The organism is Streptomyces sp. NPDC002574, from assembly GCF_042889545.1.
Classification (GTDB): Bacteria; Actinomycetota; Actinomycetes; order Streptomycetales; family Streptomycetaceae; genus Actinacidiphila.
The window spans coordinates 606397-617557 of record NZ_JBIARB010000004.1; the positions used below are offsets into that span (position 1 = coordinate 606397).

At 72.7% G+C, this 11161-nt stretch carries 9 protein-coding genes; 5 read left to right on the forward strand and 4 right to left on the reverse strand.

The features are described from left to right. Nucleotides 1-35: 35 nt before the first annotated feature. Nucleotides 36-1364 (reverse strand): diacylglycerol/lipid kinase family protein, encoded by a 1329-nt coding sequence (locus ACFYXS_RS12480; protein WP_389246844.1) that lies wholly within the window; start codon nucleotides 1362-1364, stop codon nucleotides 36-38. A gap of 87 nt (nucleotides 1365-1451) precedes the next feature. Next, complete coding sequence (locus ACFYXS_RS12485) at nucleotides 1452-2648, reverse strand: glycoside hydrolase family 3 N-terminal domain-containing protein (protein ID WP_389246846.1); 1197 nt, start codon at nucleotides 2646-2648, stop codon at nucleotides 1452-1454. A 63-nt stretch (nucleotides 2649-2711) separates the two neighbouring features. On the opposite strand from ACFYXS_RS12485, the gene ACFYXS_RS12490 reads away from it, so the two are divergent. Both ACFYXS_RS12490 and ACFYXS_RS12495 read left to right on the forward strand, forming a co-directional pair. Next, on the forward strand, nucleotides 2712-3212 hold the full coding sequence (locus ACFYXS_RS12490) for a TIGR00725 family protein (RefSeq protein ID WP_389246848.1): 501 nt from the start codon (nucleotides 2712-2714) through the stop codon (nucleotides 3210-3212). Nucleotides 3213-3550: 338 nt separating this feature from the next. Next, nucleotides 3551-5737 (forward strand): TIGR03767 family metallophosphoesterase, encoded by a 2187-nt coding sequence (locus ACFYXS_RS12495; protein WP_389246850.1) that lies wholly within the window; start codon nucleotides 3551-3553, stop codon nucleotides 5735-5737. A 50-nt stretch (nucleotides 5738-5787) separates the two neighbouring features. Here the strand turns inward: ACFYXS_RS12495 and ACFYXS_RS12500 are convergent, their stop codons facing one another. Further along, a complete protein-coding gene (locus ACFYXS_RS12500) occupies nucleotides 5788-6498 on the reverse strand; it encodes a dienelactone hydrolase family protein (protein ID WP_389246852.1) in 711 nt (236 codons plus the stop codon). A 191-nt stretch (nucleotides 6499-6689) separates the two neighbouring features. Here ACFYXS_RS12500 and ACFYXS_RS12505 point away from each other — a divergent pair, with 191 nt between their 5' ends. Then, nucleotides 6690-8678 carry an ABC transporter ATP-binding protein gene (locus tag ACFYXS_RS12505; protein ID WP_389246854.1) on the forward strand — a complete coding sequence of 663 codons (1989 nt, stop codon included), beginning with the start codon at nucleotides 6690-6692 and terminating at the stop codon, nucleotides 8676-8678. Between the two features lie 75 nt (nucleotides 8679-8753). On the opposite strand, the gene ACFYXS_RS12510 is transcribed toward ACFYXS_RS12505, so the two are convergent. Then, nucleotides 8754-9461, reverse strand: coding sequence for a TetR family transcriptional regulator (locus ACFYXS_RS12510; protein ID WP_389246856.1), 708 nt, complete (start codon nucleotides 9459-9461; stop codon nucleotides 8754-8756). A gap of 102 nt (nucleotides 9462-9563) precedes the next feature. Here ACFYXS_RS12510 and ACFYXS_RS12515 point away from each other — a divergent pair, with 102 nt between their 5' ends. Together ACFYXS_RS12515 and ACFYXS_RS12520 are read left to right on the forward strand one after the other, a co-directional pair. Further along, nucleotides 9564-10715: an acyl-CoA dehydrogenase family protein gene (locus ACFYXS_RS12515; RefSeq protein ID WP_389246858.1), complete on the forward strand. Its 1152-nt coding sequence runs from the start codon at nucleotides 9564-9566 to the stop codon at nucleotides 10713-10715. A 31-nt stretch (nucleotides 10716-10746) separates the two neighbouring features. Then, a partial coding sequence (locus ACFYXS_RS12520) for an electron transfer flavoprotein subunit beta/FixA family protein (protein WP_389246860.1) occupies nucleotides 10747-11161 on the forward strand: 415 nt, incomplete at its 3' end.

Consider the following 11161-nt stretch of genomic DNA (forward strand, 5'->3'; position numbering starts at 1 on the left):
GCGGCAGCGCCGCCCCCGGCGGCGGGGCCGGGGCGTCACGTCGGCGTGCGTCCCATCGTCAGGGCGAGCGTGCACAGGTGGGCCCAGTCCAGGCGCGCGCCGGTGACCGGGACGCCCGGCCGGTCGCGGGGGAGGCGGACGCGCAGCGCGCCCGGGCGGATCTCGCAGCGCACGGGCACGGGCAGGACCAGCGCCTCGCCGTCGACGCCGGCCTCGACCTGCGGAGCGTCCGAGCCGATCACGACCTGACGTGCCGTCAGTACGGACAGCCCCGGGGCCTGCGGACCCATCAGCAGGGCAGCGGCCTGCGCCGCGTTGTCGACCGTGACCCCGAGCACGCCGAGCATGCCGGTGTCGAGCCGGTCCCGGCGGCCGAGCCCCGCGGGGTCGCCGGTGCGGTAGGGGTTGTTGCTCACCAGAAGAGCCTGCGGCTCGTGGAGCACGGTCGCGCCCGCCCGCGCGGTGAGCCGGCTGCCGGACCGCCGGGTGAGCAGGTCCGGCAGCAGCTCCAGGATCGTGCCGACCTTGTCGTCGCGGTAGGCGGGACTCTGCACGACGGCCGCGTAGGCGCCGAAGGACACGTTGTTGACGAAGGGCCGGCCGTCCACGAAGCCCAGGTCGACGCGGAGTTCCACGCCGTCGGTGAGCGCGTCCAGGCAGGCGGCCGGATCCTCCCGGTCGAGTCCGAGATCCATGGCGAAGTGGTTGCGGGTGCCCGCGCTGATCACGAGGAAGGGCAGACCGCGCTCCGCGGCGACCGCCGCGACCAGCGCCTGCGTGCCGTCGCCGCCCGCCACGCCGAGCAGGTCGGCGCCCTCGTCTGCGGCCGCGCGGGCGAGCGCCGCCACGTCCTGGGGATCGGCCGGGTCGAGCAGGGTGACCCGGGCCCCCAGCGCCTCCGCCCTCTCCTTCAGGCCGAAGCGCCCGACCTTCCCGCCGCCGGAGCGCGGGTTCATGATCAGGAACGGGCGTCGCGGCGGGGGCGCCGGCCGTTCCCGGACGTGCCGGTCCGCTTGCCCGGCCCCGTGCACTGCGGCGCGCGCGCAGGTCAGGGCCAGGATCCACAGCGCGAGGGAGGTGAGTGCGACCCAGAGCAGGTTCGCGTGGGCGTAGTACAGGATCACGGCCACCGGCGCCGCCACGGTCAGGGCCACCGCCAGCGCCCTGACCGGTCCGCGCCGGGTCAGCACCCACCAGGCGCCGGCCGCCGTGACCCCGGTGCCGCCGAGGGCCACGGCCACCAGCAGCAGGCTCTTCAGTCCGGCGAGGACGACCGGCAGCGCCAGGGCCGCGACCCCGGCGGCCAGGGCGAGGCGGGCGAGCCCGCGGGGCGTGCCGCGGACGGGGGAGGCGGGACGTTCCATGTACCGACCCTGCCACCTCCGGGGCCCGGTACGCCGTCGCCGCTGCGCCATGTCGCGCCGCGCGCCGGACGCGTACCGGGCCGGTCCTCAGGCGGTGCAGGTCAGCACGCCCGCCGTCTCCTTGGCGGCCAGCACGCGCAGGACGCTGTCGTGCACCCGCGTGCGAATCGCCGGTTCGTGCCGCATGGCGTAGCGGATGCCCTCGGCCATGGCCGGGATGCCCGTCGGCTGCACCGTCAGCGTGAGGTCCCCGCCGGCGCGCAGGAAGGCGAGTGCGCGCTTCCCGACGGCGAGGGACTGCGCGGAGGCCGCCTTGCCGAGGTCGTCGGAGATGACGACGCCCTTGAAGCCGAGGTCCTTGCGGAGCATCCCGGCGATGACCACCGAGGAGTACGCGGCCTGGTGGGCGGCGTCGATCCGCCGGTACGTCGCCGTGGAGACCATCACCAGCGCGGCGCCGGCCGCGATGCCGGCCTTGAACGGGGCGACGTTCGCCCCGGTGCGGGTCAGCGTGGTGTCGGTCACGCCGGCGGTGACGTCGGTGTTGCCGCGCACACTGCCCAGTCCCGGGAAGTGCTTGGGCGTCGTGAGCACCTTCGAGCGGGTGCCGCCCTGGACGTAGGCCGTGACGTGCGGGGAGACCACGGCGGAGGTCGAGCCGAACTGGCGGCCGTACTTGCCGATCGGGGCGTTGGCGGTGCCCAGCGAGGCGGGCACGATGTCGGCGACCGGCGCGAGGTTCACGTTCACCCCCGCGCTGCGCAGTTGGGCCGACCAGGTCGCGACCTCCTGCCGCAGCCAGGTGACGGTGTACCTGCCCTGTGTGACCCCGTTCGGGATGGTGGAGAACCCGGGGCCCTTGAGGACCTGCACCTGGCCGCCCTCCTGGTCGGTGCCGATCAGCAGCCCGACCCGCTGCCCCGCGACGGTCTGCCGCATGCCCTGCAACTGGTCGGCGAAGGCCCGGGTCTTCTGCACGCCGGCGGTGCTGCGTCCGGCGAGCATCACCGAACCGACGGCGTAGTTCCGCATCGCGTCCAGGTCGGCCTTCGGCGTCGTGGGCAGTACGGCCGCGCCCATGAAGAGCTGGCCCACCCGCTGGGTGTCGTTCATGGCCGCTTCGACACGCTGGGCGCACGTGGAGGTGCTCGCGGCGGCGGTCGCCGACATCGCACGGGCCGTGCCGGAGGCTTCGGGGGAGCCGTGGGCGTCGCAGCCGGCGACGGCCAGCGTGGTGGCGAGGAGCGCGAGACCGGCGCGGAAGGCGGAGTGGCGGGAAATCACATCTCCAGCAAATATCCGTAAATATTCACCCTGTCAAACACTCCGAGGCGATCGAGGGACGGTATGAGGACGGGCTATGTGGCCGTGGTGGGCCCCGGCACCGCGGGGGACCGCGAGCGCGCGCACGCCCGCCGGGTGGGCGAGCTGCTGGCGCTGCGGGGAGCGGTGGTGGTCTGCGGCGGCCTCGGCGGCGTGATGGAGGCGGCGTGCGAGGGCGCCCGTGCCCGCGGCGGCGTCACGGTCGGGCTGCTGCCCGGGCGGGACCGCGCCGAGGGGAACTCGTTCCTGACGGTCTGCCTGCCCACCGGGCTCGGCGAACTGCGCAACGGGCTCGTCGTCGGCGCCGCCGACGCGGTCATCGCCGTGGGCGGGAGCTGGGGCACCCTCAGCGAGGTGGCGCTCGCGATGCGCACCGGCAGGCCCACGGTGGTCCTCGCCGGCTGGGACGTCGCGGCGGGCCGCGGGGACGGGACCTTCCTGCGGGCGTCGAGCCCCGAGGAGGCGGTCCGCGCGGTCGCGGACGCGCTCCCTGACGGGCCGGGACGCCCGAACTACGAGGCCTGAACTCCCGTTTCCCGTAACGGAATTGCCCGGAGCGAACCTCTTTGGGATGAGGCGTGCCACGGATCAGTGACTGAGTGGCTGTACCACTGCTTGCGGTCGGCGGCCCCTCTGGGCCACCCTGGGCGAGCCCGGTCCGCGCCCCGCCTCCGCATGCCCGATCCCCCCACGGTTCGCTCCCCCCACTCCCGCTCCGTGCCCCTCCGCGTGTCCGCGGGGCGGCCCCACCAGGACCGGCGCCGCCCCCCTCCCGTCCCCTCGCCATGCCGTGCTGCCCCGGCACGGTGGCTGACGACCGAACAGGATTCGGAATGTCCCTTTCTCGTCGAAGGATGCTGACGGTGACCGCCGCGAGCGTGGTGGCCGCCGCCGTCGACCTGCGTGGCCCGCTCGGTGTCGCCCTCGCCGCGACGGCGGCCGGCGACCCCGGCGCCGCAGGCCTCACCACCGTGGACCGGACACTTCAGCGCGGCCCGGACCTCGGCCGCGGCTACCGGGGGATCGTCGCCGGCCCCGGCGAACCCCACCTGATCCGGCGGGACCTCACCGACGTCGCGGCGCCCGTGGTGACCCGGTCGCTCGCCGCCTTCGCCCAGATGTCGGACCTGCACATCGTCGACGACCAGTCACCGCTGCGCGTCGAGTGCCTGGACCGGCTCGCCGACTACGGCCCGCCGCACTACAACTCGTACCCCACCGAATCCGCCTACCGCGCCCACGAGTTCCTGTCGACCCAGACCACCGACGCGATGTGCCGGGCGATCAGACGCACCGGCCGCGGCCCGAGGACCGGTGCCCCGCTGGCCTTCACCGTCGTCACCGGTGACGCGGTCGACAACTGCCAGTACAACGAGGCCCGCTGGTACATCGACCTGCTCGACGGCAACAGCGTGCGGCCGGACTCCGGCAACCTCACCAAGGACGAGAGCGTCGCCACCGGCGCGTTCGGCGCCGACGCCCACTACTGGCACCCCGAGGTACGGCAGTCGCCCCCCGACAACAACGACCTGGCCGGCTTCCCCCTGGTCACCGGTCTTCTCACCGCCGCCCGGCGGCCCTTCACCGCCACCGGCCTCGGCATGCCCTGGTACGCCGCCTACGGCAACCACGACGGGCTCGTCCAGGGCAACGTCCCGCCCGACACGCTGCCGTTCGACCCGCTGAAGGCCATCGCGACCGGCTCCACCAAGCTGACCAAGGTCGAGGGCGTGCCCGACGTCCTCGACGACGGGCTCGGCTACTACGTCGAGCTGCTGACGGACATCCTCACCGGTGACTTCACCCTCGCCACGGCGAAGGTCACCGCCGACTCCTCCCGCCGGCTGCTGACCCGGAGCGAGTTCGTCGCCGAGCACTTCCGCACCACCGGCACCCCCGCGGGCCACGGCTTCGCCTCCGGCGCCGACCGCGCCTACTACGCCGTACCCTCGGCGCCGGACGACCTCTTCCAGTACCTCGTCCTGGACACCACCAACCCGGGCGGCGGCGCCGACGGCGCCATCGACGAGGACCAGTGGGCGTGGCTGGAGGGATCCCTCAAGTCCGTCTCCTCCCGGTACGAACTGGCCAACCCGGGCGGCACGGGCCCCGGGACGGTCGTGCAGCAGCCCGGCGTCCGCGACAAGCTGGTCGTGGTGTTCTGCCACCACACGCTCGACTCCATGGACAACACCGACGACGACGCGCCCTACGGCGGCGACGACCTGCGCGCCCTGCTGCTGCGCTTCCCCAACGTGGTCCTGATGGTGGACGGGCACACCCACACCAACACCGTCACCGCGCACCGCCCCGCCTGGCCGTCCTCGCTCAGCGGCGGCTTCTGGGAGGTCAACACCGCCTCGCACATCGACTGGCCGGTCCAGAGCCGGATCGTGGAGGTGGCCGAGGGCAACGGCACGCTGTCGATCTTCACCACGATGATCGACGCCGACGCCCCGGCGTCCTACGGCGGCGACACCGGATCCCCGGCCGCGCTCGCCTCCCTCGCCCGCGAACTGGCCGTCAACGACATCCAGGCGGTCGCCCGGGGTATCGACAAGCGACGCGGCACGGTCGACGCGCGCAACACCCAACTGCTCGTCCCGCTGCCCTTCCCGCTCCCCGCCGGCCTCGGCGCACCCGCGGCCGACTGGCCGCGCCTGGCGCAGGGGCAGAGCGGCAGCCGGGTCAAGGCCGCGCAGTACCTGCTCAACGCAGGCGGGGCGGCGCTGGCGGTGGACGGGGTGTTCGGCACGGCGACGGCGGCCGCGGTGCGGTCGTTCCAGGGCGCCCGGGCCCTGCCGGTGGACGGTGCCGTCGGGTCCGCGACCTGGCAGGTGCTCGTTGTGGCGCCGCTGGCCCAGGGCGACAGCGGGGCCGCCGTGTCGTCGGCGCAGTCGCTGCTCAACGCCCACGGGGCGGCCCTGGCGGTGGACGGGGTGTTCGGCACGGCGACCGCGGCCGCGCTGCGGTCCTTCCAGAGCGCCCGTCCCCTGCCGGTGGACGGTGTCGTCCGCTCGGCGGGCTGGTTGCAGCTGCTCGCGCCGTGAACCGCGGGGACGGCACCCCGTCCCGGGTGCCGTCCCCGCGGGGCGTGGGGTCAGCCCAGGTGGGAGTGGAGGAACTCCAGCGTGCTGCGCCAGGCGCGGTCCGCCGACTCGGCGTGGTAGGCCTCGGGGCGCTGGTCGTTGAAGAACGCGTGGCCGGCCGGGTAGGTGCGGAAGTCGGCCTCGACACCGGCCTGTTCGCGGATGGCGTCGCGCAGGGCGACCAGGACGGCCGGCGGGACGCTCTCGTCGGTCTCGCCGAAGTGCCCGAGGACCTCGGCCTTGAGGCCGCCGAAGTCGGGCAGTTCGCCCTGGACGACCCCGTAGAAGGGGACCGCGGCGCTCACCCGGGGGTCGTTCGCGGCCTGGTAGAGCACGAAACCGCCGCCCATGCAGAAGCCGACGGAGCCGACCGTGCCGGAGGTGACCTCGGGGCGCCCGAGGAGGTAGTCCACGGCGCCGGACAGCAGCTCGACGCCGCGCGCCACCGGCAGCGCGCGCATCATGCGCAGCGCCTCGCCGGAGTCGTGCGCGACGTTGCCGCCGTACAGGTCGGGGGCGAGGGCGACGAAGCCCTCCTTGGCCAGGCGTTCGGTGACGTCGGCGATGTGGTCGTTCAGGCCCCACCATTCCTGGATCACGATCACGCCCGGACCGTGCCCGGCGGGCGGCAGCGCCAGGTAGCCGTGCGCGGTCGTTCCTGCGCTGGTGAAGGTGACGTTCTGACGGACGGGGGAACCGGTCTGCTGCGGAGTCTCGGCCATGGGTTCACGCTATGCCCGGGGGCCTGATCGTACAAATTTAAAGCACATGCAAAGCGGGGCGGATGCCCGGTAACGGCACCGGAGTGATACCGAACAAACCGGCGGAAAATCATCCGCGATTCCCCGTTACGGGGGACCGGGCCGCGGCGTTGTCCGAGCGTACGTCCGATTCGGTCGAGGGGGGACTGCGCATGGGGAAGACGAGGACCACTGACGCGCTGGAGCCGGAGGAGGTCTCGGAGTCGGAGCGACTGCTGTTCGGCGGACCGCTCCGCTACGACATGGGGTGGAACAAGCACGACGGCTCCTTCCTGGAACTGGGCCTGCGCGCGATGATCCGGCGGCTGCCGCAACTCGTCGCCACCAGCGTGCGCCTGGCGCACCGCGCCGACCCGCGGGCACTGCGCGCGGTCGCGCTGGCCGAGGTGGGCCGCGGCATCGTCCAGGCGGTGAGCCTGGTCGCGGTCAACGCGGTGCTCGCGCGGGTCCTCCTGCCGGGGGAGACCAGCGAGCGGCTGACAGGCGCCGCGCCCGCCCTGGCGGTCGTGGCCGGCGCCGCCCTGACCGGCGCGCTGCTGCGCTCGGTGTCCACGGCGGGTACGGGCAGGCTCGAGCCGACGGTGGAGCGGGTGGCCACCGAGACCTACCTGGAGCGCGTGGCCCGCGTGGAGCTGGCGGCGGTGGAGGACGAGGAGTTCCACAAACTGCTGGACTCCGCGTCCTGGGGCGCGGCCTCGGCCCGCCGCATGATCATGTTCTGTGCGGAGGTCGTCAACGCCGTCATCTCACTGGGCGCCGCGGCCGGAGTCCTGGCCGTCCTGCACCCCGCGCTGCTGCCGCTGCTCGGACTGATGACCCTGCCCAGCGCCTGGAGCGCGCTCACCATCGCGCGACGGCGCTACATCTCCTTCCACAACTTCGTGCAGCACGCCCGCGCCGGGCAGTTGCTCGGGCGGCTGCTGATCGACCGGGAGGCGGCACCGGAAGTGCGGGTGCACGGCCTCGGGCCGTTCCTGCTGCGGCACTTCAGGGCCATGGCCGAGACCGGCGAGCAGGAGCAGACCCGGCTCGCCCGGCTGGCCGCCCGCACCGGGCTGACGGCCGCCGCATGGACGGGGCTCGCCACGGCGGCGACGTACGGCGCGCTCGGCGCGCTGCTGTGGAGCGGGGCGATGGCGCTGTCGGTCGCGGGCACCGCGGTCATCGCCATCCGCACCGGCTCCAACTCCCTCGACCGGCTCGTCGTCCAACTGGGCTACCTGCACGAGGAGGCGCTGTTCGTCGCCGACCTCGACCGGCTGTGCACCGAGGCCGACCGGCTGGCGATCCCGCCCGGCGGACTCGACCTCCCCGAGCGCGTCGACGCCATCCACTTCGAGAACGTCACCTTCAGCTACCCCGGCACGGAGAAGGGGCCGGCCCTGTGCGACGTCGACGTCACCATCCCGGCCGGGAAGATCGTCGCCCTCGTCGGCCGCAACGGCAGCGGCAAGACCACCCTCGCCAAGCTGCTGTGCGGTCTGTACGCCCCGGACGCCGGACGCGTGCGCTGGGACGGAGTGGACGCCGCCGACGCCGACCGCCGCCAGATCTTCGACCGCATCGCCCTGGTCTCCCAGGACGCCTGCCGCTGGCCCTTCACCGCCCGGGTCAACGTCGCCATCGGACGCCCCGGCGCCCCCCTCACCGGCGACCGCCTCGACGACGCCGCCCGCTACTCGGGGGCCGACGAGGTCGTCTCCGCCCTCCCGCACGGCTGGGACACCCTGCTCGCCCGCGGCTACCGCGGCGGCCACGAGATCTCCGGCGGCCAGTGGCAGCGCCTCCAACTCAGCCGGGCCCAGTACCGGGACGCCGAGATCCTCGTGGTGGACGAGCCCACCAGCGCCCTCGACGCCCAGGCCGAACAGCGCGTCTTCGACCTGATCCGCGAGCTCGCCGACGACGGTCAGACCGTCGTCCTGATCACCCACCGGCTGCACAGCGTCCGGCACGCCGACGAGATCTACGTCCTGGACGCGGGCCGCGTCGTCGAGCGCGGCAGCTTCGAGGCGCTGATGGCGGACGCCGCCGGTCCCGGCCTGTTCCGGGAGATGTACACGCTCCAGTCCCGGCAGTACGAGCACCCCGAGGGCGCGCTCCCGGTGCAGCGCGCGGAGCCGGGCGCGGATCCGCTCTGACCTGCCCGGACGGTGCGTAGCGGGAACCCGAGGCGTTGGGGGGAACTGGGTGCCCCGATCGGGGTACTCAGTTCCTTATGAGGGGGATCGTTCCCCCTCCAGCGAGGACTCGATCTCCCGGACCACCCGCCACATCGGCGTACGCCGCCGGGTGATCACGACGACGACGTCGTCCTCGGTCTCCGGCGGCTCCCCGGCCGCCGCGGCGCCCTCGGCGTTCCAGCCGCGGCGCACGTAGTCCAGCGCGTGGTCCACCGCGGCGAAGGCGTCGCCCTCGCCGCCGGAACGCAGCCACGAGCGCAGGCCGTTGTTGTGCGCGGCGACCACGGCGGCGGCGATGACGTCGGCCCGCAGCTTGCCGTCGGGCCGGCCGGCGAAGCGCGCCCCGAGGTACTCCGCGAGCGCGCGCTCGTAGCGCCAGACCACGGACAGCTCGTACGCCCGCAGACCGGGCACCTGCTTGGTGAGGCGGTAGCGCTGCACGGAGAAGGTGGGGTTCTCGGCGTACATGTTCAGCACCAGGCGGGCGGCGCCGCAGGCCTTGGACACCGGGTCGTCGGCGTCCGCGCTCGCGTCCAGGAACTCGGTCATCTCGGCCAGCGCGCGCTCATGGTCGGGAAAGACCACGTCTTCCTTGGAGGGGAAGTAGCGGAAGAACGACCGCCGGCCGACCCCCGCCAGGGCGACGATGTCGTCGATCGTCGTCGCCTCGTAGCCGCGTTCCAGGAAGAGCCGGAAGGCCGCTGCGACGAGTGCGTCCCGCATCGGGGGCTTCGTGGTCATGGTCCAAAAATCTAGCATCGGGGGCTTACGGATGGCACTGAGTGTGCATAATTGAGGGTACTCGATGCCATAGGCGCCGTACACGGACTGGAGTGACCGATCGTGAGCCAGGAATTCGACCTGTTCCGGACGTCGGAGGAGCACGACATGCTCCGTGACGCGGTGCGTTCGCTCGCGGAGGCGAAGATCGCGCCGTTCGCGGCGGAGGTGGACGAGGCGGGGCGGTTCCCCGAGGAGGCGCGCGAGGCGCTGGAGGCGAACGACCTGCACGCGGTGCACGTGCCGGAGCAGTTCGGCGGTGCGGGCGCGGACGCGCTGTCCACCGTGATCGTCATCGAGGAAGTCGCCCGCGTGTGCGCCTCCTCGTCGCTGATCCCGGCCGTGAACAAGCTCGGTTCGCTGCCGGTGCAGCTGTCCGGCTCGGAGGAGCTGAAGGCGAAGTACCTGGGCGCGCTGGCGCGGGGCGAGGGCATGTTCTCCTACTGCCTCTCGGAGCCCGAGGCCGGCTCCGACGCGGCGGGGATGAAGACCCGCGCGGTGCGCGACGGCGACTTCTGGGTGCTCAACGGCGTCAAGCGCTGGATCACCAACGCCGGCGTGTCGGAGTTCTACACGGTGATGGCGGTGACCGACCCCGAGAAGCGCTCCAAGGGGATATCGGCCTTCGTGGTGGAGAAGGGCGACGAGGGCGTGTCCTTCGGGGCCCCGGAGAAGAAGCTCGGCATCAAGGGCTCGCCCACGCGTGAGGTGTACTTCGACAACGTGCGCATCCCGGCCGACCGGATGATCGGCGCGGAGGGCACCGGCTTCGCCACCGCGATGCGGACGCTGGACCACACCCGCGTGACGATCGCGGCGCAGGCGATCGGCATCGCCCAGGGCGCGCTGGACTACGCCAAGGGCTACGTCAAGGAGCGCAAGCAGTTCGGCAAGGCGATCGCGGAGTTCCAGGGCATCCAGTTCATGCTGGCGGACATGGCGATGAAGCTCGAGGCGGCGCGGCAGCTCACGTACGCGGCCGCGGCCAAGTCCGAGCGGGGCGACGGCGACCTGACCTTCTTCGGCGCGGCGGCGAAGTGCTACGCCTCGGACGCGGCGATGGAGATCACCACGGACGCGGTGCAGCTGCTGGGCGGTTACGGGTACACGCGGGACTACCCGGTCGAGCGCATGATGCGGGACGCGAAGATCACCCAGATCTACGAGGGCACCAACCAGGTCCAGCGCATCGTCATGGCCCGCAACCTGCCGTAATCAGCAAACCGATCGTGTGAAGGGACATCAAGTGAGCTTGAGGATCGTTGTAGCGGTGAAGTACGTGCCTGACGCCACGGGTGATCGTCACTTTGCGGGGGATCTGACGACGGATCGTGGTGCGGTGGACGGTCTGTTGTCGGAGTTGGACGAGTATGCGGTGGAGCAGGCGTTGCAGATTGCCGAGGCGTCGGATGGTGCCGAGGTGACGGTGGTGACGGTGGGTCCTGAGGATGCGAGGGACGCGTTGCGCAAGGCGTTGTCGATGGGTGCGGACAAGGCGGTGCATGTCGAGGACGAGGGTCTGCACGGCAGTGATGTGATGGGGACGTCGCTGGTGCTGGCGAAGGCGATCGAGCGTGTGGGCTTTGATCTGGTGGTGACGGGGATGGCGTCGACGGACGGTACGGCGGGTGTGGTGCCGGCTCTGGTGGCGGAGCGGTTGG

What these genes read in the sequence shown, in the direction of transcription:
- ACFYXS_RS12480 (WP_389246844.1), bottom strand. Translation starts at nt 1,364, where the DNA reads ATGGAACGTCCCGCCTCCCCCGTCCGCGGCACGCCCCGCGGGCTCGCC.
- ACFYXS_RS12490 (WP_389246848.1), top strand. Translation starts at nt 2,712, where the DNA reads ATGAGGACGGGCTATGTGGCCGTGGTGGGCCCCGGCACCGCGGGGGAC.
- ACFYXS_RS12500 (WP_389246852.1), bottom strand. Translation starts at nt 6,498, where the DNA reads ATGGCCGAGACTCCGCAGCAGACCGGTTCCCCCGTCCGTCAGAACGTC.
- ACFYXS_RS12505 (WP_389246854.1), top strand. Translation starts at nt 6,690, where the DNA reads ATGGGGAAGACGAGGACCACTGACGCGCTGGAGCCGGAGGAGGTCTCG.
- ACFYXS_RS12510 (WP_389246856.1), bottom strand. Translation starts at nt 9,461, where the DNA reads ATGACCACGAAGCCCCCGATGCGGGACGCACTCGTCGCAGCGGCCTTC.